This is a genomic window from Paraburkholderia fynbosensis, from assembly GCF_902859935.1.
GTDB classification, from domain to species: domain Bacteria; phylum Pseudomonadota; class Gammaproteobacteria; order Burkholderiales; family Burkholderiaceae; genus Paraburkholderia; species Paraburkholderia fynbosensis.
Genome location: NZ_CADIKI010000036.1, coordinates 1 through 23,594 on the forward strand (window position 1 = coordinate 1; position 23,594 = coordinate 23,594).

Here is a 23,594-nt window from a genome sequence, read left to right on the forward strand (position 1 = left end):
TCCGAAGTCGCCGATCGCGGGGATGCCGATCATCGAGGCGTATAAGGCAAGGACGGTGATCGTCAACAAGCGCTCGATGGCGGCGGGCTACGCCGGGCTCGACAACGACCTCTTCTACATGGACAAGACGATGATGGTGTTCGGCGACGCGAAGAAGGTGATCGAGGACATGGTGAGGGCAGTAGATTGACGCGTCTGCCCTTTAACGGGTGTTTTTGTCAGTGCAGCGAAGCGAGGTGCTCCAAGTTGCCGGCGCCCAGTGCGCCGGTCTTTTTCCGCCTGACTTGGGCGTGCCGATTGCCGTCGGCGGTGAAGTTGGAGATGTGGTGCATTGCACGAACCATCTCATCAGGCTGACTTCGTCACCCGGCTATTGGTGTCAACCAGGAATCGAAGAATCATGCGCGTAAGTATTGAAGCTGGCAGGGAGCTTGTGAGGCAGTGTTTTACTGCGCAGGGCTATTCGGAAGCCGATGCCAGTGTCATTGCAGATCAAATTATCGACATCGAGCTCCGGGGCGCGCATTTCGGCGGATTTTCCCGAGCCTTGTCTCTGTGCGAGATGGCTGCCGAACGAGGACTTACGCGAGAGGCGCCAGCGATCGTACGCGAGACGGATGCGCTGATCCACCTCGACGGCGGAGGAAACATCGGCTACACGGTCGCCCGAAAAGTTACGTTAGCTGCCATACAGAAGGCCAAAGCCATAGGGGTGGGCATCGGCGCTGCTTACAACACCTTCTTCACCGGGCAATACGCCCATTATGTGGAGATGGCGACAAAGGAAAATCTCGTGGCGATCGCGTTCGGAAGCTCAGGTGCGTGGGTTGCACCTCACGGCACGACGGAGGCGAAGATGGGAGCGAATCCGTTCGCTATCGGCATTCCCACGCTGGGTGATCCGGTCATCGTTGATATTGGCACCTCCGCAGCTATGGTTGGAGACCTGCGGCTTGCCGCACGGACCGGAAAACCGCTCCCGCCGGGGGTGGCGTTTGACAAGTGCGGCCTGTCAACCACGGACGCCTTAGAAGCCTTGGAAGGCGGCGCAATCGCTTCTTGGGGTGGGCATAAGGGATCGGGCATTGCGATAACGCTACAGATGCTTGGATTGATGATAGGCGCCTCCGGGCTGCCACGGAATGACCGGAACTGCGGTTATCTCGTGATCCTGCTCGACCCGGAGCGATTTGGCGATTGCGACTCGTTTCTTAAGGCTGTCGAGGAGTACGGGGCCGCTGTGACTGCCTCAGTCGCCGGCTCATCCGGGAACGTCAGGCTTCCGTTCTCCCGCTCTGCAAGGGAGCGGCGGGAAAGAGAGCGGCTAGGTTACTTTGATGTCCCAGACGGAATCTATGAGCAGATGACGGCAATTGCTGCGGCGGTCCCCAAAAAACTGTAAGTCGTGGGGAAACCCTTATGTTGACATCTCTATCGTATTGTAGACAATAGAGCATGGTTTTAAACAATCCGCATACAAGCAGTGAAGCAAGAGTCTAGGAGCTGCGAATCGTGCTTCGGAATGTCGGCCGTCCGACTTCCGTGCCGATGGAAAAGGCAGCGTTAGCAAGAGCGCCGTCGGTCGAATGTAGGCGCACATCAAAAGCGGTCCCGATAGCGGGAATATATTATTAGTACTACTAGTTAACAATGATGGAGACGAGCATGCAGAAAAAGAGATGCCTTGTGATGATCTCGACATGTGCGGGTCTTTGCGTAGCTGCGCAAATGGCGCACGCTCAAAGCAGCGTGACGTTGTACGGGGTGGTTGACGCTGGCTTTACGTTCACGAACAACCAGAACGGAAACAAGGCATATCAGGCGACCCCCGGCAATCTGATGGGGTCTCGCTGGGGCCTGCTCGGTTCAGAGGATCTAGGCGGCGGCACCAAGGCGATCTTCAAGCTGGAAAACGGTTTTAATAACTATACGGGTGCACTGGCACAAGGCGGCCGATTGTTTGGACGGACAGCCTATGTGGGCATGACGAATTCCCAGTACGGCACCTTCACGATGGGGCGGCAGTACAACAGCGTTCAGGATTACCTGTCGCGAGTCGCTGCCAACGGCACTAGCGACCTTCCCCAGTATGCTAACGCGGTCTACGACAACGACGGCATCAATAACACGTGGCGTACTGACAACTCGGTGAAGTACGTTAGTCCGACTTTTAGCGGTTTGACAGGACAAGCGATGTACGGGTTCTCCAACACGGCGGGCCAGTTCGCAAACAATCGCATGTGGAGCGCAGGCCTGAACTATGTCCATGGGCCCATTGAACTGGATGCAGCATACGTATTGGCGAACAATCCGGGAAGCAACACCGTCGGCGCGGCACCGTCGGACAACTTCTACAACACGGGTACATCAATCATTAGTAACGTCAAGCGCAACCAGGTGTTTGGCGGTGGTGCCCAATATTCATGGGGCCTCTCGGTTGTTGCTCTGCTGTACACCAACTCGAAGTTCGATCTGAATACTGGCGGTTCACTTCATTTCGCAAACTACGAGGCAAAAGCGCGGTACTACGTTACTCCGGCCGCATATCTCGCAGCCGGCTATATGTACACCACGCTCGATAGCACTAGTGCTACAGCTGCGAACTCACATTTTCATCAGATCAGCGTCGGTGGTGACTATTTTCTCTCGAAGCGCACTGATCTTTACCTGGCTGCGTTTTATCAACACGCATCGGGCTCCAACGCGTGGATCGAAGGGATCTCCGCTCCCTCGAGCAATCACAGCCAGTTCGTCGGGGTTGGTGGACTTCGAGTCAAGTTCTAGACGGAGGAATCCACCTGCGTGCTGATAAGACTGGGATAGAGTCGCGATAGTCAAAACGCGTACCCCTGGATACGGCATGATTGAAAGCAGCTTCACGCGTTGCATTGACTTATTCAATCCGGTCAGGGTACGCGCTTAGTCTTGCAGACGTGGCTATCGTCCACGCTGCCTTGAAGGTTCGCGCTCGAACCCGGTTTTCTCGGCAGACTGACTGGCAGAGAAAAGAGCTCGAGCGAATCGTTGTTGGAGATAAGAAATACGAAGCGAAAGATCTGGGTTAGCGTGAGTACCGAAACACAGAGGCCCACGCTATTTCTGGTGATTGCAGAAAGAATGGCAGGAAATGTTCCGGCATGGGTGCGGACGGCAAGACAAGAGAATCTTCGTTGCCATGCCTCCGCAGTTGCATCGCCGTCGTGGAGCACATTGCGTACTTTTGTCGTCTAGCACCCTTTTCTGGGTGATAGGCTCTGGATGAGAATTATGGGATATTCGTTCGATCTGGCAGCCGTCCTCGACCAATGGCCAGCACTATTGGCGGGATCCATCGTCACGCTGAAGATCACAATTCTTTCGATCTCGATTGGGATGGCGGTCGGGTGCATTGGCGCGTACCAACTTGTCTATAGCCCGCGCATCATCAATTGGGCGTGGACCGCTTATGTGGAGGTGATTCGTAACACACCTTTGCTCGCTCAGATTTTCCTCATTTTCTTTGGTCTTCCTGAACTGGGGGTGCGACTTGATCCTGATGTCGCAGCAGTACTCGCGCTTTCACTGAACTTTGGTGCCTATGCGGCCGAGATTGTTCGTGCGGGCATACGGAGCATTCCTAGAGGGCAGATCGAAGCGGCAAGCGCCCTCGCGCTCACAAGAAGGCAAACTTTCATACACGTGGTATTGCGTCCGGCACTGGCGGCTGTGTATCCGGCAATCGTCGCGCAGTGCGTCCTCGTTCTACTCGGAAGCGCGGTTATCTCTGCCATCTCGGCTGACGATCTCAGTTCGGCTGCAGCTGTTCTCCAGTCACAAACCTTCCGACCTTTCGAAGTGTACATAGTCGCGACGGTTATTTACGGTGTGCTTGGCCTCGGTGTACAGATGTTGCTGGGTACGGTCATCGGACGAACCTTCAAGTGGAAAGCGACGGGAGATCGTTAAATGCATAAGTTCAACTTAACCTATGTGACCTATCTTGTGCTCGCCACACGATGGACCATCGTACTTTCGCTGATTGCCTTCGTTGGAGGCAGTATTCTCGGCGCAGTTTTAGCGTTTTTTCGAGTGCAGGAGCGATTCCGCTGGCTTCGCGTGGCCGCGAGTGTATTCATGCGAGCTTTTCAAGTTACTCCACTATTAATGCAACTGTTTCTTGCTTATTTCGGGTTAGGAGTGATGGGACTAACCCTCGATGCCTGGACTGCAGTCAGCCTGGCAATGATATGTAACGCAGGCGCATTTCTTGGCGACATCTGGCGGGGATGCATTCAGGCGGTGCCAGGTGAACAGAGCGATGCAGCTCGGGCACTTTGCCTTAGTTACCCACAAAGCATGCTGTTCGTTGTAATTCCCCAGGCGACGCGCATCGCTCTTGCGCCGACGGTTGGATTTCTCGTACAGGTCGTTAAAAGCACGTCCCTGGCGTCGATTGTCGGATTCGAGGAATTGATCCGCGCGAGTCAGCTTGTCAATACCGTTACGCTTCGGCCGATTCTCGTTTATGCCGTCGTGATGTGCATTTATTTTGTCCTGTGCTGGCCCCTGTCTTTGCTGAGTCGATATCTTGATCATCGACTGCGAATTGACAAGTCTTTGTCAGCTTCAGGTGCAACAAAACTTCTGGAGCCGCGGCTCCAGGATGTAGGGGTCTGATTAGAAGCAAACCTTTCGGAGACTAGTAATGAAATTGAAGAAGCTTCTTGCGTTGGCTTATATGTTGGTTGCGACGCTATTTCTTTTTACCACCACAGCGCATGCACAGTCGGTAGATGAGATCATCAAGCGCGGAAAGATTCTAGTGGCGATCGACACGACGGACGCACCTTACGGAGAAATCAATGCGCAGATGAAACCCGATGGTTTCGATGTAGCTTTGGCGCAGAACATGGCCGACGCGCTTGGCGTCAAGCTCGAAATTGTTCCCGTGACAATTCCGAATCGCATCCCGTTTTTGCTGACGAATCGCGCAGACGTGATTCTATCCACGCTTGCTGTGACGGCTCAGCGGGCGCAGCAGATCATGTACACAAACCCCTACAGTAGTCAGAAACTGCAAATCATTGCGGCAAAGACCCGAAAAATTTCTAGCCCCGCGGATCTTAAGGGCCTGAAAGTCGGGGTCATTCGCGGCGGGATTGCCGACGCGCCGCTGACTGCCGTTGCGCCACAGGGAACGAACATTGTCCGCTTGGACGATGTTGCCGGTTGCGTGCAAGCACTAGTTTCGGGGCAGGTTGATGCAATCGCGGAGGGAATGCTCATCCCTGGGCAAATTAATGCCGCGCAGGGTGGAGACAAGGACGAGGCGAAGTTTGATCTGTATCAATCTCACTTCGCGATGGGCGTCCGCCATGGTTCGTTTGACCTGCTGCAGTGGATCAACACGTACATCTACACGATCAAGCTCGACGGAACTTTAGCCAAGTTGCATGAAAAATACTTGCACCTGCCGATGCCGAAGGATCTGCCCACATTCTAGTTGTAGCAGAGGAGTTGCAAATGAAGGTATCGATGAGCGAGACGCCGACAGACACGCCTGTGCATTCTCGCAAGCTGGCTGTCGAGATCAAAGGCGTAAGCAAATGGTTTGGGAAGCACAAGGTACTGGACAGCGTCTCTCTATCCGTCGAAGAAGGCAAAAGGGTTGTGCTATGCGGTCCTTCGGGATCAGGGAAAAGTACGCTGATTCGCTGCCTGAATGCGCTCGAGCCGTTTCAAGAGGGAACCGTCAGAATCGGTGGCCATGAACTGAGACCCGGTCAGCGTAATGTCCGGGACGTCCGCGAGCAGGCCGGTATGGTCTTCCAACAGTTCAATCTGTTTCCGCATCTGACGGTCCTGGAGAATTGCACGCTTGCGCCGCGAAAGGCAAAGGGGGTTTCACGCAAGGACGCGGAGACCACCGCGATGATGTTTCTTGAAAAGGTGAGAATTCAAGACCAGGCGAGGAAATATCCTGGGCAGCTGTCCGGCGGGCAACAGCAGCGGGTGGCAATTGCGCGCGCGCTGTGCATGCGACCACGCCTCATGCTGTTTGACGAACCGACGTCGGCCCTTGATCCCGAGATGGTCAAAGAGGTACTCGAAACTATGGTGAGTCTCGCAGAGGATGGTATGACAATGCTTTGTGTGACGCATGAAATGGGGTTTGCAAGACGAATTGCAGACACGATATTGTTCCTTGAAGACGGCAAGCTGATATTTGAAGGGCCGCCGAAGGCGTTTTTTGAAGACGTCGAGAGTCCACGCATCCGCAATTTTATCGGGCAGCTATCGCACTGAACCTGCTCGCAAGACGAAGCGGGTTGAAAAGCACGGGAATCGACGAGACTTATTATGTTGGAATGCAACTCAAGGGCTTTTACAATTGGTACACTTTCGCCTCCGGACGAGCAATGGTTGAATAGCGCAGAGACAGAATATGTGCTTTTTCCCGGCTTGCCGATCATCGATTCACATCACCATCTGTGGAATCGCCCAGGTTTTCGATATCTTGCCGGCGAGCTGCTGGCCGACATGAAGACGGGCCACAACGTCGTCGCAGGCGTGTTCGTCGAATGCGAGTCGGGTTACAGGACGCAGGGGCCGCCCGAGCTCATGCCGGTTGGTGAAACACAATTTGTGCTCGACCAGATCGACGCAGCTAAAAACGGCGCCGCTGAGCGCAACCCGGTTGCGAGTGCCATAGTCGGCTTCGCCGATCTAACCGCGGGAACTGCTACCCGTGAAGTGCTGGAGGCTCATCAGGCTATTGGTGGAGCGCGATTCAAAGGAGTGAGATTCCAGTCTAATTGGGACGAAAGCGGAGCCATCAGACGCGGCGCTCCCGCTATACGCCCGGGAATGCTGAGAGAGCGCGCGGTGCAGGAAGGACTGCGGGCGGTATCTGAGATGGGCCTCACTTTCGATAGCTATGTGTTTTTCAACCAGCTACTCGATATCTGTGAAGTCGCCGACAGGCTTCCGAATCTCCGCATAGTTCTGAATCATTGCGGAGGACCACTCACCTACGGGCCCTATGCTGACCAGAAGACCGATCATTATGTGATCTGGCGTCGTAATCTCGAGGAAGTGGCACTCCGGTCTAACGTGTTCTGCAAGATAGGTGGGTTACTTAGTCGTACAACAGCCTACAACTATATCGACGCGGACCGTCCGGCGCGATCGCGCGATATTGCCGAAGCATGGAAAAAGTGGATTGAACCGTGCATCGAGGCATTCGGCGCTGGTCGATGTATGTTCGGAAGCAACTTCCCTGTCGACAAAATGGGCGTTTCGTACTCGTCTCTCTGGAACGTCTATAAGCATTCGATACTGGCTGCATCAGACGCGGAGCGAGGCGAGCTTTTCTACGGTACAGCCTCACGAATCTACGGTTTGAGTGGACTTTGATGGTGTGTGAGTGCGTCTTACCGATGTTCGTGGTAGCCGTGGGAGCACTGAGGCGGATGTGAAGAATTTCATTTCAGAGGAATCGGAAGGCGTATGGACATTCCCCTAGATGTAGTGACCTACGGCGAAGCAATGGCGCTCTTCGTTGCATCGACCAGCGGCCCTCTGTCCGAGGTCGAGCATTTCACCAGGCGAGTATCAGGCGCAGACCTGAACGTGGCCACTGGTCTGGCGCGCTTGGGATATCGCGTCGGCTATATCACCCGGGTCGGACGCGACGCGTTCGGGGACCACATTCGAGCGACGCTGGAGCGCGAGGCGATTGATCAGCGATGCGTTACCGTCGACGACCGATTTGCCACTGGATTTCAGTTGAAAGGAGTGGGACTTGCGGGCGAGGATCCAAAAACTGAATATTTCCGGAGAGGTTCTGCAGCGAGTCGGCTTTCGCTTGACGACTACGTCGCCGAGTATGTGCTTGGCTCGCGTCATCTCCATTTGACCGGTATCGCTCCCGCGATTTCGTTAAGCTCGAGAGAGCTGGCGTTTCACCTGGCAATAAAAATGCGTGGAGCGGGGAAGACGGTCTCGTTCGATCCGAATCTTCGACCAACGCTATGGCCTTCGCGCGCGGAGATGGTCAGTCAACTGAACGAGTTGGCGAAATACGCTGATTGGGTGTTTCCTGGACTCTGCGAAGGTGAAATCCTTACGGGCAGGACTGACGTCAGAGAGATTGCGGGCTTCTACCTTGAGCGTGGCGCTCGAGGGGTAGCCGTCAAGCTTGGCGAGGACGGTGCGTACTTCAGGACTGAACAGGAGGAAGGAGTTGTGCCAGGTGTGCGAGTCGAACGCATTGTCGATACCGTAGGGGCAGGGGACGGGTTTGCGGTTGGTGTAGTTAGCGGGCTGCTCGAAAACATGCCGATGGCGGATGCCGTCGCCCGTGGCAACCGGATCGGCGCACTTGCCATTCAGGTCACCGGGGACTCTGAGGGGTTGCCGACGCGTGCAGATCTCGAAGCGCTGGAGCAATTCGCCGATGGTTCAGGCAGATCCCCGCGGACGCATTCCGTTGAGACCGGTCTGGGGGGCGACATAGCGCGACCCCGGTTCGCACGTGGATATAGGGCAATGTTCTCAACCGCTGCAGCACAGAGAGTCGAGTATCCGCCGATCTTGTATTTCGGAGCAGCACGATGAGGCTCGACGGAAAAGTCGCGATCATCACGGGGGGAGGCGCGGGAATAGGCCGCACCGCCGCACGTCTGTTTTCCCAGGAAGGCGCCACGGTCGCGATTGTTGACATTGATTGCGACCGCGGTACCCAGTGCGAAAGGGAGATTAGAGAACTGGGTGGGAATGGCGTTTTCTTTGAGGTGGACGTATCCAGTGACGACCAGGTAAGGGATGTGGTGTTCGAGGTCACCAGACGTCTTGGGAAAATAGACGTTCTTTATAACAACGCTGGCGGATCAAGTAGTCGCGATTCAGATGTCACTTCAGCAAGTAACGCAGTGTTTTGGCAAGCGATGTCGGTTGATCTCTTCGGAACTTGGTTGTTTTGCCGTTACGCGATCCCACAGATGATCCGCGCGGGCGGTGGCGCGGTAATAAATTCTGCTTCGATAGTCGCGCTGCGAGGCGTTCCCAGGCGTGATGCCTACACAGCTGCCAAAGGAGCAGTGATTGCCTTGACAAGATCCATGGCTGTGGAATTTGCAGCGTGCGGGGTGCGTGTCAATGCCATAGCGGCGTCATCGACGCTGACCGAACGAATCAAAACACGGATGGCAAGCGATTATAAGTCCATGGCCGCCGAGAGCCGGCATCTCCTGGGGCTTGCTGACCCGAGGGACATTGCAAACGCTGCGCTCTACCTGGCATCGGACGAGTCGAGGATGATCACAGGTCAGACACTGGTAATAGACAGCGGTTATTCAGCGTCCTAGCGATCGGCTGGTTTCGTGAGAAGCGGTTGTAATCCGAAAGTGACCCGAGCGCAAGGATTCACACGTTTTATAGAAGATCGGAACAGTTCATGCAGAAGCGTGTAAGCGCTCATCCGAGCATCTGACGTAGGTGTCCAGTGATAGGCGCGATATCGTATGCCGGAAGGCGGCCTTTCTCCGTCCGGTAGCAGAGAGATGTGAATCGTATGATGGAGCAGACAATGAGTGTAGTTCCAATGTTCGGACTCGGCACCTTCCGACTCAAAGGTCAGGCGGTAATCGACTCCGTTTCGACTAGTCTTGAGCTTGGATACCGTGCAATCGACACTGCCCAGCGGTACGGGAACGAAGCGGAAATCGGCCAGGCAATTGCGGCGTCGGCAGTACAGCGCGACGCTCTTTTTCTAACAACCAAGATCAGTTTCGACAACCACTCGGCCGATAAACTGGTGCCAAGTCTTGAGCAAAGCCTGGCAAAGCTCCGGACAGACTATGTTGATTTGACGTTAATCCATTGGCCGGCGCTGAAGAATAACGTTTCACTTGCCGAGTATATGACGGCGTTAGCTGACGCGAAGGAGAAAGGGCTAACCCGTCAGATCGGCGTCTCGAATTTCACAATCGCATTGATCAAGGACGCGATAGATGTTGTAGGCAACGGCGAGATTGCGACAAATCAGATCGAGCTTAATCCGTACTTGCAAAACCGGAAGCTTGTCGATTTCTTGCAAGCCTCGGGGATTCACATTACGTCGTATATGACGCTCGCCTATGGAAAGCTTCTCGGCGACCCTGTCGTGCAGACGATCGCTGCCCGGCACAACGCAACGGCGGCACAGGTTGCCTTGGCTTGGGCGTTGCGGCTCGGCTATTCCGTCATCCCTTCGTCGACAAAGCGCGAAAACCTTGCTAGCAATCTGGAAGCGCAGGCGCTCAAGTTGACAGCACGAGACATGAAAGAGATCGCTGCACTCGAACGTAACCTTCGTTTAATTAACCCCGATCACCTTGCGCCGGAATGGGACTAGCACGGCGGCGATCAGTAGGGTAGAGGTGTCGACGTCGTGCCTCGGAAAATCGTATGCGGTCCATCAACGACGCCCCGGGGCGAAATTCGTAACTGATGCTGCGTGTCCACGTGGACAGCTGGCATCAGAGTGTGTGAGAGAGAAATGAGACTGGCTTAGCCGATCGGTGACCGCCCGGAAGCGAGAGGGTCGTCGTGAATACGACGATGCTGCTCGCGATGAGCTTGTGCAGCTTTGTCTGCAGCCTGGCGTCTTGATCGCCAGGACGGCAATGGAGCACGACCTCAATTTGAACGTGCTTCGCGGCTGGATCGCGCGGAAGACCGAAGCGCAAGTAGTGCACGAGCGGGTCGCCAGAACGCCGACGGTCACCGAGAGCGTGTCGATCGAGATCGTGAGCACACCGTCGGCGTTTGTGCCAGTCGTGTGGACTGCTGCTTCATCGGTGACACTGCCACCAACGCCGTCGGCTCAGGTTCCTTCGATGGCACTCTCGTTGCACTGCGTCTGTCGAACGGCGTCGAATTTGATCTCGGTGAGGCGAGCATCGACGACCTGCCGACGGTGATCCACGAGTTCGAGAGGCCGCTGGGTTCCGGTTCGAAGAAGATTTCAAGGCATACCCGTCACACCTTCGAGATCCGTACCATCGCCGCACCGTGAAGTTGCAACAGGATGGAGAAAGTTATGGCAAATGCAGGAAGGTCACTGAGAACTATGGTTCAGGATTGGCTGGCACCCGATCCCCGGAGAGGGTTTAGAGTCAGTCACGTTGGACGATCCAGGCACGGGCGCTATGTTTGCGTCGTCGCAGACAATGGGACGGGCTCAAGGGCGATGTTCTTTTTTCGCCACAGCGATGGGTCATGGTACATCTTCCCACCCGAGCCGGAAAGACCAGCTATGCAGGTTGCGCAACTTGCCTGAACGCCGGAAGCACGAATCAATTAACCGACGGAGTTCCTGATCCGGGACTGTGCCCCGCTCCGCTCATCGTTGTCCCGTGGCGGGATGCGATGACCCAACCGATAATTCGAGACGTCTTGTGGTCACTGATGCAACTTTCTTTACCGCCGCCGCGACGGCAGCGGGTCCGATAACTCGGGTGCGGGCCGCTGCACTGCCACGCAGTACTGAAGCAGCTTCTGTCCATGCACGTCTCAGAGCGTCTGAACCAGCGCTGAACGGGAGAGGTGCACACGTGCAGAAGCCTACCTTCCGGCATCCATCGCGACCCACGGTGCCGCGATGAACAATCGCCTTCGGCTCGTTCCACGGCCCACGGAGCTCAGATCGCCTTCGGTAACGGAGGAACACGTGCAGAGCGCATGCGAAGCAGCGAACGAAAGTTCGGTGCCCGGGAGCACCACGCACAGAAGTCTCGCGTGCATCGTGGCCTCGATCCAGAACCTGGCGCAGATTGAAAGCGCCTACGGCACCGCAACCGCGCTCACCGTCAGGCATGTGGTGTATGTCACGGATCGCCGTATAGGAGCCAGTTGATGATCGGCGCATAGGCGCCAGCGCAGGATCGGCGTAATGGAGCCAGTCCATGATCGCCGTAATGGCGCCACCCGATGATCGGCGTATAGGCGCCACCTGCGCCGTGTAGCAGAACGCGGTTCGAACTTTCCCAACTGGGTACGCTTCGCTCTTTTCTGAGCGGAGCGCCCATGGCCAACCGGAGGTTCGAATTGTTTGAGTACCGCCAAGTCCTTGTCCGTATGCGGCAAGGTGATTCCGACCGCGACATAGCGCGCGCCGGGCTCATGGGCCGCAAGAAGCTCACCGCCGTAAGGCGCACCGCGCAAGAGCTCGGCTGGCTCGATCCGGCGCAACCGCTGCCGCAAGACACCGTGATTGCAGGTCAGTTCGGCCGCACGCCGCACCTGCCCAGTACCTGCGTGTCGACACTCGAACCCTTTCGCGAGCAGATCAGTAGCTGGTTTGACGCTGACGTACAGGGCACGACGATTCACAGCGCGCTCAAGCGCAACCATGGCTACACCGGCAGCTATTCGGCGGTGCGCCGCTTCCTGAAGCATCTGGGCGCCGAACGTAACGTCACCGCGACAACGATTCTGGACTTCCCGCCGGCCGATGCCGCGCAGGTCGACTTTGGCGCCGGTCCCGCGCTCGTCCACGAATCAGGTCATACGCTCAAGACGTGGTTCTTCGTCATGACGCTGTGCTGGTCGCGTCACCAGTACGTCGAACTCGTCTTCGATCAGACCGTCGAGACGTGGCTTGCCTGCCACCGTCGCGCCTTCGAGTGGTTTGGCGGCTGCCCGGGGCGAATCATCATCGACAACGCGAAGTGCGCGATCATCAGGGCCTGCACGTACGACCCCGAGGTCCAGCGTTCCTACGCAGGCCTCGCTGAGGGATACGGTTTCAGGATCGATGCCTGTCCGCCGCACGACCCGCAGAAGAAAGGCGTCGTCGAATCGGGTGTCAAATACGTCAAGAAGTCCTTCATGCCGCTGCGCACGTTTCGTGATCTGCCGGACGCCAACCGGCAGTTGCGCGAATGGATCATGCAGGAGGCCAGTGTTCGTGAACACGGCACGACACGCGAACAGCCTCTGGCGCGCTTCGCCATCGAGAAGCCGCTATTGACGGCGCTGCCCGATGTACCGCCCGTGCTCGCCGCATGGTCCACGGTCACCGTTCATCGTGACGCTCACATCCAGCATCACAAGGCGCTCTACTCGGTGCCGTTCGCCCTGGTCGCCAAGACGCTGTGGGTGAAGGCGACAGACACGGTCGTGCAGCTGTTCCATCAGCACGAACTCGTTGCCACCCATCCCCGGCTGCGCAAGCCAGGCGCACGCTCAACCGTCCGCGATCATCAGCCGCCGGCAGCACAGGCGTGGCTCGAACACGATCCGCAATGGTGTCTGGCGCAGGCCAAAGAAATCGGTCCTGCCTGCCACGCGCTGATTCTGGCGCTCTTCAACGATGAGGTGCTCGTCAACCTGCGCGGTGCGCAGGGCATCGTCCGGCTTCGCGGCAAGGTGGGTGACGCGCGGCTGGATGCCGCATGCGAACGGGCGCTGGCCCATGCCAGTCCCAGGTGGCGAACGGTCAAGACGATTCTGGACAAAGGTCTGGAGAGCGAACCCATCGGAGAGTCCCCGCAAACGCTCACCGATACCTACGTCAACGGCGGCCGCTTCGGTCGCAATCTCCAATCCCTGCTGATCCACTAAACGCCCATGAATCCCAGTCCTGAACTGAACACAACCCTCAAGCAGTTGCGCCTGTCCGGCGTGCTCGATTCCCTTGAGCAACGCAACCGGCAGGCCATTGACGGCCAGCTCGCGTACACGGAGTTCCTCGCCATGCTGCTGCACGACGAAGTCGCCCGGCGTGACCAGAAGAAGCTGCGCACCCGCCTGGCCCGCGCTGGCTTCGCAATGGGCAAGACCCTCGAAACGTTCGACTTCGACCGGCTGCCGAACCTGAATCGTACCCATATCCACGACCTTGCTACCGGCCGCTATATCGATGAGAAGGTCGCGATTCTCATTGCCGGGCCAACAGGTACTGGCAAGTCACACCTGGCACAGGCCCTCGGCAATTGCGCCGCCCGGCAAGGACGTGATGTCGTGTTCGCCGCGCAGACCAGGCTATTGAACAGTCTGCAGGCAGCGCGCGCGACCGGTACCTATGAGCGCAAACTGAAACAGCTTGCCAGCGTACCGGTTCTCATCGTCGACGACTTCGCGCTCAAGCCGCTGCGCTCGCCGCAAGATGAAGACTTCCACGACCTGATCGCGGAAAGGTACGAGACCGCTGCGACGATCCTGACCAGTAACCTCGACTTCAGCGAATGGGGCGATGCGTTTGCCGGCAACCGCATCCTCGGCGCCGCCACACTCGATCGCCTGCGACACGGCGCCTATCGTATCGTGCTCGATGGTGACAGCTTCCGCACGCCCAGGCCAATGCCTGAACCCGACCAGACACGACTTGCGAAATCAACCAAAAAAACGCATCCTTGAGTCCGTTCGAATCCGCGTTTTACTTCACTTCAAACTGGCGCCATTACGGCGATCATCCCCGGCGTCATTACGCCGATCCGTGACACCGCGCCCCAGCTATCTTTTGAGCGGTGCTAATGAAACGGCAAACTGACAAATCGGAGACCTCTAAAGCAGGCCAGTGTTCAGTCACAGCGAACGGCGTTTTCCGTGTGCTTCGTGACTGATTGGTGGTGGGTCGACGAATGGCATAGTTGTAGGCTGGCGCGCACAGAAATGGAACGGACGCGACAGCACATCCGTCCTACTCGACAACATGACGACCTCATGGCCCTCTCTCTACTTTCATCACCCACAGCGTGCTTCCAGCCAGCGACGAAACGCAAGCAAGGCTTCTGATTCGGCTTGCGTAGATTGCCATGCCAGCCAATAGCTATATTTCGTTTGAATCGAGTGTTGGGACAAGCGAACGAGGCGGCCTGCCTTTACATCCTCACCAACGAATTCGGGCGGCAACAACGCTATGCCCAAGCCTGCCAACGCTGCCTCACAACTGAGAAGTAGCAGCGAGTAGAAACTCGCCGCCGTCACTTTTAGGTTGGGCAATCCCATCCCTGCAAGATAATCGGACCAAGCATCAGGCATCTCTTTAAGATGCAGTAGCGGAAGACTTGCTATCGTTTCCGCATCTAGCTTTCCCGCTCCGGGTAACAGGCCAGGCGCCCCATAGGCCGCCAGTGTCAAAGGAAACAGCTTTGCTGTGGTGGTTCCCGCTGGCTGAGTTGGCGAATTGATAATTGCGGCATCGAATTGGGAACGAGTCAGGTCGATAGGCCCTACGCGTGACGTGACGTTCACGAGGATACCGGGATTCTCCTTAAGAAAATCCGGGAGATTTGGAATGAGCCAACGATTGCAGAAGCTCCCCGCGACAGACAGGTCTAGGGAGTTTCGTAACGTATGTCTCATCTGGATTCGAACAGTCACGGCCTCCAGTTCATCAAGTAGCGGTACCACCTTCTCCCAATAATCCCTACCGGAATCGGTCAACGTCAAGTGGCGACCGGAGCGCTCGAACAGCGAGACGTTCAGGAATTCTTCAAGGTCTTTTATCTGCCTGCTAACTGCGCTCTGTGTAAGTCCTAACGCATCGCCAGCCTGCGTGAAGTTCATGCGACGCACGCATGCATCAAAAATCGTCAGCGCGTCGCTGGACGGTATTGTTCTGCCAATCGTCTTCTTCATTCCGTAAATTCATTCAGGCATCAAAAAACGTCATTATGAACGTATTTTTGTCGCTCTTACCATGCAAAAAAATACTTGTAATGAAACGCGATGCCAAACGATGCCCTGATTTCGATGGAACCTCGTGGTCTCGTCGGTGCACTTCAGCCCGTCGCCATAATCGGCGGCATGGGACCAGAAGCCGGCGTAGACATGACCTCACGGTTTTTGGAGGCTTGCCGGAGCGAAATGAGACTTCTTGGGCAAGCAATCCGCGACCAGAGTTACCCTCCGCACGTGCTGATTCAGTTTTGCGTGCCAGACCGTACGGCTGCTTTCCGAGGAGAAGGTGCCTCACCCGTCCCGGCGCTCGTAGCGGCATTGGGAACAGCACGGGCGGCTGGCGCTAAGGTCTGCGGCATGGCCTGCAATACCGTACACCTGTGGCACAAAGACGTGGTCGAACTGTTCCCTGGCCTCGAGTTGGTAAACATTGCAGAGGAAACAGCTAAGGCGGCCAAGCGCGTAGGCGCAGCGTCCGCGGCCGTACTCGCGACCTCCGCAACACAGGAAAGCGGTTTGTATCGTAATGCCCTTGAAGAGCGGGGACTTCGGGTAGTTGACCGCTCAACGGATGAGATGAACGATGTGCATCGAGCCATCTTTCAAATCAAGGCGGGCAATGTCGCGGCAGCGACTCCCATTATCGAGGCAGCGGTCGCCTCTGCTCTCGCGGAGGCCGATTGTGTGGTGCTGGGATGCACGGAGCTTGGTCTCGTAATCAAACCAGAAAGCTACGCCACAGGTGCAGTTCTCGATGCCGCCGATGTACTCGCCTCGAGACTCGCATACCACGCGTTCCACAAACAATGCGCTCGACCTAGTCCCGACCATGAATAAGCCAACTAAGACTACCGGTAGCTTGTCTTCGCAAACCTCAGAAACCAGCGCATGCCGTTCCGTTTCAGAGAAAGAGGACGAGCCGGCCATCCGCTACTCTGCGCCTCGCAAAATCATCCTGCTGGTGGTCCTTTTAGCCGCGTGGGTGCTTGCAAATGCAGACCGCATCGCAATGAGTATTTCCATCATTCCGATGTCAAAGGAATTTTCTCTAAACCCCGGCCAAGTCGGATTCGTGCTTAGCTCGTTCTACGTCACGTATGCGGTGACGAACCTTTTGGCGGGCTGGATGGCCGACAAGATGGGGTCGAAACGCGTTCTGGTTTTCTGTGTCGCATCTTGGTCGGTTTTTACCTCGCTGACCGGCGTTGCGGGGTCACTTGGCTCACTCGTTGCCATACGAGCGCTGTTCGGCATCGGAGAAGGAGGCTTTGCACCCGCCAGTTCTGTAACCATCGCTGAGGCTTTCAAGAAGAGCGAGCGCGCCCGGCCGAAGAGCCTTGTCATTGGCGCCGCGTTCCTTGGGAGCGCGATTGGCTCAGGGTGGATTGCCGCGATGATTCACCATCATGGCTGGCGATTCGCATATCACGTACTGGGCGCGGTCGGCGTTCTGATGGCTGTCGTTCTGTGGCTCGTCGTCAAGGAAGCCCCGGAAAAGAACATAAAGGACAAGGCCAAGCGTGTGGGCGTCAAGCAGCTTCTGCGTAACCCCGTGATGCGCAAGACAGCACTCATCTTCTTCTTCAGCAACATGTTGATGGTTGGCCTCATGACATGGATGCCGACGTTTCTGGTTAAGGAGAAGCACGTCAACCTGATGACCGCCGGCTTCGTGTCATCGCTCCCTTACATATTTAGCTTTGTTTGCCTGAATGTGGTCGGTTGGTTGCTGGACCGCTATGGCCGCAAGCACGAAAAGCGGTTTCTCGTCGGAGGTGCCTTCGCGATGGTTGCTTTCATGACAATCATGCTCGCATGCACGCAACTTTGGACGCTCCTGCTCTGTTGGGCGCTGTGCATGATGAGCTACACCTTCGTTTACGGGACAGTCTTTGCTATTCCGCTGAAGCGCCTGCCCGACGAAATGATTGGCTCGGCCGCAGGAGTCGTTAACTTTGGTGGTCAATTGGCCGCCTCCATATCGCCAGCCGTAATTGGGCTCCTCGTCTCACATTACGGTGGCTCCTTCGTTCCGGCGCTTCTTTTCCTGGTCGGAGCGGGAGCATGCGCGTTCCTAGTTTCGGTTACCTGGAAAGGGCGGAGGGACGCTCCGACGCATTGAGAACCGACACAGTATGACGGCGGCCAAGGCTGGCCCGCGAACGCTGAATTTTTGGAGAAAAATTTGAAGATTGCTGTACTGCATTTCGTTCACGAGACGGTGACTTTCCTGTCCAACGAGACGACGCTCGACGACTTTGTCTATGAAGGGTCACCGGCCAAAGGTGAGGCGCTCTTAGCTATTGACGCTAAATCCTACATGGGTGGATTCGTTAAAGCGGCTCGAGAACATGCTGACGTGGAGCTTGTTGGCGTCGAATCTCCTCTTCAACCGAAAACCGGCATCGGTTCGGGCTGGATTACGAATGAAGCGTTTGAGTTCTTCCTCGGCCGAATGCTCGACGAGCTTCGCACTGAGGGACCCTTTGACGGGGTCTACCTTGCACTGCATGGCGCAATGGGGGTGTCAGGTGTCGCAAGGCCAGAGGCCGAAATCGCACGGCGGGTCCGAGAGGTTGTTGGGGGCAAAGCATTTATCGCAGCCACTTTTGACCCCCACGGGAACGAGGATGAAGCATTTTTACAATCGGCCGACTTGGCGTTCACCGTCAAATACTATCCGCACTACGATGCTTATCTGCAAGGAGAGCGCGCTGCTCGAAATCTAATTCGATGCATTCGCGGAGACTTCAAGCCGACGCACAAGTCTCGTAAGGTCCCTGTTATCTCACCGACGGTGCTCCAATGGACAGGCGGTCCGGCCTGGATGTCGTTGATTAACCGTGCTCTCGTCTGGGAAGCTCGGGAGCCCGATGTGTACGTGAACATCTTCTTTGGCTTCCCGTGGTCTGATGTTCCGGACGCCGGCATGTTCGTACAGGTCACCACGAACCAAAATCGGTTGCTCGCGGAAGAGGTCATGAGTGACCTCGTCTCAACCATCTGGCGGCAGAAGGACCTGCTTCTATCGTCGACAAGCATCGTCTCCATTCCCTCCGCCGTTACCGATGCGGCGAAAGCTTGTGAGAACGGTGCATGGCCTGTCGTCATCGCTGACCACAGCGACCGCTCTGGCCACGCAACTTGGATTCTCGACGAAATCATTCGCCAGAAATTGAGTGACACCGTGGTTGCGACAGTAACTGACGCACAGGTACTGGACAAAGTGCAACAAAGCGGACTGCGTGCCGGCGACGCTTTCAGCTTTGCTGTAGGTGGGCTTGTAGACGCCTCCGCGGGGGACCCTGTGCTTATGGCGGGCCAAGTGGCTCATGTGCCAGACGTGGGAGCGGCAGATCGAGGCAAACTTGCCTTTGTCACTGTCGCATTCGGCAACAACAATCTGCTCGTAATCACACGCTATTTGACGCAGGTGATGGACCCGTCCTCGCTAACCGAATTGGCAGTGGATGTCGATGCCTATCAAGTGTTCGTCATTAAATCACGAGTCCATTTCCGGCGGGGCTTTGATGACAGTGGATTTGCGAAAACCATCATCCTTACTGAGCCGGAGGAAGCTTTCCTTGGAACAACAAAACTCGATGGCCTCCGATACACGAATCTGGACCTTAGTAAGTTTTACCCATACGGCTCGAGCGTAGAAATCTGATAGAACGGGCACGCTGACGTCGAAAGCGTGCTAATTCGTTAAAAATGTTCTCTCCGGTAACTTCGCTATCCTTATCATTTACCAAATGAAAAAGACCATCCTTGCATGCGTGCTTGCGTCGACTGCTGTTTCGTCATACGCGCAGAGTAGCAACACTATCTATGGCATCATCGACACCGGAGTTGCATACATCAACAATCAGGCTGGCCATTCCAACCTGTTTATGGAAAGCGGATGGGATTCAGCAAATCGCTTCGGGTTCAAAGGAAACGAGGACCTCGGTGGGGGATACTCCGCAATCTACCAGCTTGAAGGTGGATTCAACTCGTCGACTGGAACGGCATCCGGTGGTTTGATGTTTGGGCGCTGGGCCTACGTCGGCGTGAAGTCGCCCTACGGTACGCTCACCTTTGGTCGGCAGTACGATTTTATGTCTCCCTACCTGTTCGCGGACTCCAACATGGAGTACCAGTCCCTGTGGGCGGGCCAGTTCAACGATTCGAACCGTATCGCAGGCGAATGGGTGAACAACGCCGCTGCATGGCAAAGCCCCGTGATTGCCGGTCTCAAGGTCGGGTTGATGTATGGTTTCAGCAATGCAGCTGGTGCTATCAACGGGACAAGTGGATCGCCTCGAACTGTCAGCGCTGGTGCCCGCTACACTCGTGGTCGGCTTGGTATTGACTTCGCATTCACCAAGTCGAACGGAAGCGGAGCCAGCATTGCACAAAGCCTGTACGGTGCTACCGATTCTCGTGCAATGGGATTGGGCGCGCGATATGCGTTCGACAGAGTTACCGTGTACGGCAATATCAGCTCCAGCTACTACAACGGGATAAAAGGCGGACTTCATCAGTCCATCCAGGGCGCGGAGCTCGGCGTACAGACCAAGGTTACCCCATCGTTCTTTGTTATTCCCGGCATGTCGCTCACGCGTGTAGAAGGCAAGGGTTCCGGGCAGTTCAATCTTGCGACGGACTACATTCTGTCTAAGCGAACCGACATTCGCACGGGCGTCTTCTATGCGCACTCGTTCAATAACCGCTTCCGGCCGGCCCTCTTGCCGTCACTGAATCTATCGACGGGCGTAGGTGCTTCGACGTCGGTCAATCAAGTCGGTGTCCACGTCGCTTTGCGCACGCGATTTTAAGGCGGCCCGCCTACAGACGCGTCCGGTTGCCGTATGACGGTGTTTCAGTCCCATTTCGGCCGTCACGGTAGGCGGACCTGGAACGCGACAAACCTGCGTGTGCGGCAGCCAGGCCCTGAAGCTACTCAAGCTGAAGCCGGGTCTTGCTGGATTTGAAGCGGCTCTTCATGCCCTATTCGACTCGGGTGTCCCGCTCTCGTTCTCCAGCAACTGGTCGGTGCGCTTCATGGCCCAAATGACCTCGGCTTTGAGAGAGTCCCACTCTCCCGAGTGGACCTTCAATTGCATGCCCTTGTTGACTCGGCTCAGCGCAACCTCACGAGGGCTTTGTCAAATTAACCGCGTGAGTACGCACCAATACAGTATGAGTAGGAATCCTGTTGATTATTGATCGATACCGGTCGACTCAGTGACGGTCCGTTGGAACCAGGTGGCCAGGCGTCCCCGCAGTTGTGAGCGATGATAACCTGCACTCATCCGGTGCCGCGGCAGCGCAAAGTGCTGGCGGATCGGGCCGAAGCTCGACAAAAAGTTTTGCGTACGACGCGGGTCGCGAAATCCCTGCATCTGGCGCTCGCGCCGGCGCGTCGGCTGGTGGCTGTTCTCCGCGCGATTATTGACCCGTGCCGAGGCCTTCACGAAGACGTGCTTCACGCCGGCCAGCTGCGGCACCTCGGATCTTGCCGCCGAATAGCTGCGCAGCTGGTCGGTGACAATCTTCCGGGGCACCGGGTACGAGCGCAGCATCTTCCTGAAGAAGCGCTTTGCCGCAATCTTGTCACGGCGCTTTTGCAGCAGCACGTCGAGTTCGACGCCGTGCTCATCCACCGCGCGCCACAGCACGTATGGCTTACCGCGCAGTTTCACGAACAGGTCATCGAGATGCCACGTCGTGCCCGGCCGCGGCCGGACTGCCTTCGCCCGACACGCGAACATCGGACCGAACCGGTCGCACCAGTTGCGCACCGATTCATATGTCACGGTCACGCCGCGTTCGAGCAGCAGTTCCTCGATGTCGCGCAGGCTCAGGTTGAAGCGGTAGTACCAGCGTACCGCGCAGCTGATGACCGCAGCTGGGAAACGGAAGCCGTGATACGGCGAGGGAGCTTTCTTCATCTCGCCATTCTAGCCAGCGCGGCCTTCAACTTGACACTGCCATCCCACGCCATGCCAAGCGACTTACTCGTCGGAAATGCGCACGCCGAGCGAAGTAATCCGTGATAGCTGGGTCGTAGGGGGTGGCGTTCGCTTGAATCTTGATGTGCCGGGTAATTGGAACACTGGCGGCTTGAAACAGATCAAGGCAAGTGGCTTTCCCCAGTCCATCACGGGTCAATGCGAAAAACACCCAATTGCGTCGACCTTCGGAGCGAAAGTATCGCTGACGCTTCCATCGTGCCGATTTGTTGGGGTGCCGTCGATTGATCCATGCGATCAGCGCCTGAAACACATGGTGGTCAACATAGGCGAAGGCTTTCTTTGCGACCACGTGACGATAGTAGTTGGCCCAGCCCCTCAACTTGCTGTTGAGTTGCCGGATCAGATCTTCCGTCTTGGCTGCAATGTTGGCCCTGATTGTTCCTCGAATCTTTTTCAGAAAGCTGAGGACTGCTTTCTTGGAGGGCTTGATAAGTAGCTTGCCCGCGTACTTGCGCACGTTGAATCCGAGAAAGTCAAAGCCGTCGTCGATGTGCGTGATGCGGGTCTTCTCGTCAGAGAGTTCCAGACCACGTTCCTTGAGGAAGGCGACAACCGCAGGCTTCGCCATCGTCTCGAGCACTTCTTTCGACGCGCACGTGATGATAAAATCATCGGCATATTTGACGACATGGATTTTCTGGTTGCGGGGGGCCGCCCGTCGAGCGACGTCCTCTAAACCATCCAGTGCCATATTTGCCAAAACCGGTGATGCGATTCCGCCTTGAGGTGTACCAGCTTCCGTGGGGTAGACGACGCCTTCTTCCATGTAACCTGCCGCCAGCCATTTCCTTAGGATAGGTTTATCCATCGGGATATGGTCAATCAGCCAGGGGTGACTGATTCGGTCAAAGCAGGCTTTAATATCTCCTTCGAGAATCCATTGGGCGCCTTGCTTCGGTGCTAAAACTGTGAAGCATTGGCCAATAGCATCGGCGGTGGAGCGTTTGGGTCGGAACCCATATGCATTCGGGTCCGCCAGCATCTCAGCTACCGGTTCCAGACCCAGCAGATGGAGCGCTTGCTGGGCGCGGTCGGACATAGCGGGGATCCGAGGGGCCGAAGTTTGCCGTTCTTTTTGGGGATATAGATACGCCGCAGCGGCTGCGGGCGGTAGCCCCGCCGCTGTAGTGACCGGGCAGCCATGAGTTTCCGGGCTGCGGTTTTCCAGACAACACCATCTACTCCTGCTGTGTTGCGGCCGGAGTTCTGGGTCACGCGTCGCACGGCTAATAACCTGGCCGAGAACGCGTGGGTCAGGAGCCATTGCAAGGCTTGCACCTTGCCCCAACGCCTTTCCCGAGCTGCCTTCGCAATACGCATCTGCAGTCGCTGTACCTGTTGCTTGATGGCGTGCCAATCGATGGCGTCCCAGCTTGCAACCTTAGAGGACGCACCAAACAACGGTTTAACCGCTGTCGTCATTTGCCTTTCCTCATCATCACGATTCCGCAAATTCTCTTGCGAGGTAAGACCAGTCGGACGTAGGCTCACTTTCGTGTCGGGTAACGTTTAAACCAGTATCCGGACCATTACAGCCCGGCGTTCGCCTCTTCCGACATCCCATGCCCGCACCGCCATAGGCAGGCTTCGCAGCCTGCTGTCCCGAGGGAGCGATACGGGGTTTCCACGTTCCGCCTGTGAAGTACGCCGGGTTAGGTGCCTGCTGTTGACCGGGAGGCGTGCGGGTCACGAGAACGTAGAGAACGATCGTTCTTCCCACCTCCAGCACCGTTTTGGTCAAGCGTGGTAGCCACTTCCGCTTGTCATTATTCACGGTCTTTATCGCACATTCAGATGTCTTCACCATACCAGCTATCTAGCACTCATCCAGGTTGTGGCTCCCAGAAGGGCACGCTTCTCGCGATTGATGCCCCGCACCTTGCGGTGCTTCGTTTCATTGCCGGGGCCGCTCTTTATTCAGGCCCC

The 23,594-nt window shown here is 56.4% G+C and carries 22 protein-coding genes; 18 read left to right on the forward strand and 4 right to left on the reverse strand.

Features of this window, described 5'->3' with window-relative positions; genetic code table 11:
• From HV770_RS35835 to istB, 14 genes are all read left to right on the forward strand, one after another.
• A partial coding sequence (locus tag HV770_RS35835) for an NAD(P)(+) transhydrogenase (Re/Si-specific) subunit beta (protein ID WP_175166166.1) occupies window positions 1-190 on the forward strand: 190 nt, incomplete at its 5' end.
• A 210-nt stretch (window positions 191-400) separates the two neighbouring features.
• A complete protein-coding gene (locus HV770_RS35840) occupies window positions 401-1,402 on the forward strand; it encodes an Ldh family oxidoreductase (RefSeq protein WP_175166167.1) in 1,002 nt (333 codons plus the stop codon).
• 263 nt (window positions 1,403-1,665) lie between these two features.
• Window positions 1,666-2,784, forward strand: a complete 1,119-nt coding sequence (locus HV770_RS35845) for a porin (RefSeq protein WP_175166168.1) — start codon at window positions 1,666-1,668, stop codon at window positions 2,782-2,784.
• A 483-nt stretch (window positions 2,785-3,267) separates the two neighbouring features.
• A complete protein-coding gene (locus HV770_RS35850; RefSeq protein WP_175166169.1) occupies window positions 3,268-3,945 on the forward strand; it encodes an amino acid ABC transporter permease in 678 nt (225 codons plus the stop codon).
• Window positions 3,946-4,656 (forward strand): amino acid ABC transporter permease, encoded by a 711-nt coding sequence (locus tag HV770_RS35855; RefSeq protein ID WP_175166170.1) that lies wholly within the window; start codon window positions 3,946-3,948, stop codon window positions 4,654-4,656.
• A 28-nt stretch (window positions 4,657-4,684) separates the two neighbouring features.
• Complete coding sequence (locus tag HV770_RS35860) at window positions 4,685-5,482, forward strand: transporter substrate-binding domain-containing protein (RefSeq protein WP_175166171.1); 798 nt, start codon at window positions 4,685-4,687, stop codon at window positions 5,480-5,482.
• A 20-nt stretch (window positions 5,483-5,502) separates the two neighbouring features.
• Entirely contained in the window at window positions 5,503-6,285 is a 783-nt protein-coding gene (locus HV770_RS35865) for an amino acid ABC transporter ATP-binding protein (protein ID WP_175166172.1), read from the forward strand.
• A gap of 117 nt (window positions 6,286-6,402) precedes the next feature.
• Window positions 6,403-7,395, forward strand: a complete 993-nt coding sequence (locus tag HV770_RS35870; RefSeq protein WP_217468693.1) for an amidohydrolase family protein — start codon at window positions 6,403-6,405, stop codon at window positions 7,393-7,395.
• 93 nt (window positions 7,396-7,488) lie between these two features.
• A complete protein-coding gene (locus HV770_RS35875) occupies window positions 7,489-8,598 on the forward strand; it encodes a sugar kinase (protein ID WP_175166174.1) in 1,110 nt (369 codons plus the stop codon).
• Window positions 8,595-9,347 carry an SDR family oxidoreductase gene (locus HV770_RS35880; RefSeq protein WP_175166175.1) on the forward strand — a complete coding sequence of 251 codons (753 nt, stop codon included), beginning with the start codon at window positions 8,595-8,597 and terminating at the stop codon, window positions 9,345-9,347. Before HV770_RS35875 ends, HV770_RS35880 begins: the two co-directional genes overlap by 4 nt.
• A 221-nt stretch (window positions 9,348-9,568) precedes the next feature.
• Window positions 9,569-10,375: a 2,5-didehydrogluconate reductase DkgB gene (dkgB, locus tag HV770_RS35885; protein ID WP_175166176.1), complete on the forward strand. Its 807-nt coding sequence runs from the start codon at window positions 9,569-9,571 to the stop codon at window positions 10,373-10,375.
• 226 nt (window positions 10,376-10,601) lie between these two features.
• Window positions 10,602-10,943 carry a hypothetical protein gene (locus tag HV770_RS35890; RefSeq protein ID WP_246291533.1) on the forward strand — a complete coding sequence of 114 codons (342 nt, stop codon included), beginning with the start codon at window positions 10,602-10,604 and terminating at the stop codon, window positions 10,941-10,943.
• A gap of 1,126 nt (window positions 10,944-12,069) precedes the next feature.
• Window positions 12,070-13,587 carry an IS21 family transposase gene (istA, locus tag HV770_RS35895; protein WP_217468694.1) on the forward strand — a complete coding sequence of 506 codons (1,518 nt, stop codon included), beginning with the start codon at window positions 12,070-12,072 and terminating at the stop codon, window positions 13,585-13,587.
• 6 nt (window positions 13,588-13,593) lie between these two features.
• On the forward strand, window positions 13,594-14,382 hold the full coding sequence (gene istB, locus HV770_RS35900) for an IS21-like element helper ATPase IstB (RefSeq protein ID WP_175166177.1): 789 nt from the start codon (window positions 13,594-13,596) through the stop codon (window positions 14,380-14,382).
• A gap of 327 nt (window positions 14,383-14,709) precedes the next feature.
• Here the strand turns inward: istB and HV770_RS35905 are convergent, their stop codons facing one another.
• Window positions 14,710-15,606, reverse strand: a complete 897-nt coding sequence (locus tag HV770_RS35905; protein WP_175166178.1) for a LysR substrate-binding domain-containing protein — start codon at window positions 15,604-15,606, stop codon at window positions 14,710-14,712.
• Between the two features lie 114 nt (window positions 15,607-15,720).
• Between HV770_RS35905 and HV770_RS35910 the strand changes: the two genes are divergently transcribed.
• The 4 genes from HV770_RS35910 to HV770_RS35925 all read left to right on the forward strand — a co-directional run bounded on the left by HV770_RS35910 (window position 15,721) and on the right by HV770_RS35925 (window position 20,468).
• Window positions 15,721-16,485 (forward strand): aspartate/glutamate racemase family protein, encoded by a 765-nt coding sequence (locus tag HV770_RS35910; protein WP_281366320.1) that lies wholly within the window; start codon window positions 15,721-15,723, stop codon window positions 16,483-16,485.
• Window positions 16,478-17,770 (forward strand): MFS transporter, encoded by a 1,293-nt coding sequence (locus HV770_RS35915; RefSeq protein ID WP_175166180.1) that lies wholly within the window; start codon window positions 16,478-16,480, stop codon window positions 17,768-17,770. Before HV770_RS35910 ends, HV770_RS35915 begins: the two co-directional genes overlap by 8 nt.
• 63 nt (window positions 17,771-17,833) lie before the next feature.
• On the forward strand, window positions 17,834-19,318 hold the full coding sequence (locus HV770_RS35920; RefSeq protein WP_175166181.1) for a M81 family metallopeptidase: 1,485 nt from the start codon (window positions 17,834-17,836) through the stop codon (window positions 19,316-19,318).
• Between the two features lie 85 nt (window positions 19,319-19,403).
• A complete protein-coding gene (locus HV770_RS35925; protein WP_175166182.1) occupies window positions 19,404-20,468 on the forward strand; it encodes a porin in 1,065 nt (354 codons plus the stop codon).
• 384 nt (window positions 20,469-20,852) lie between these two features.
• On the opposite strand, the gene HV770_RS35930 is transcribed toward HV770_RS35925, so the two are convergent.
• The 3 genes from HV770_RS35930 to HV770_RS39210 are packed head-to-tail and all read right to left on the reverse strand — an operon-like array spanning window position 20,853 to window position 23,090.
• Window positions 20,853-21,584 (reverse strand): IS6 family transposase, encoded by a 732-nt coding sequence (locus HV770_RS35930; RefSeq protein WP_175166183.1) that lies wholly within the window; start codon window positions 21,582-21,584, stop codon window positions 20,853-20,855.
• A 25-nt stretch (window positions 21,585-21,609) separates the two neighbouring features.
• The gene (locus tag HV770_RS35935) at window positions 21,610-22,707 is read right to left on the reverse strand and encodes a group II intron reverse transcriptase/maturase (protein ID WP_246291530.1); all 1,098 of its coding nucleotides are present in this window, start codon (window positions 22,705-22,707) and stop codon (window positions 21,610-21,612) included.
• Entirely contained in the window at window positions 22,656-23,090 is a 435-nt protein-coding gene (locus tag HV770_RS39210; protein WP_343048410.1) for a reverse transcriptase N-terminal domain-containing protein, read from the reverse strand. Before HV770_RS39210 ends, HV770_RS35935 begins: the two co-directional genes overlap by 52 nt.
• Window positions 23,091-23,594: the final 504 nt, after the last annotated feature.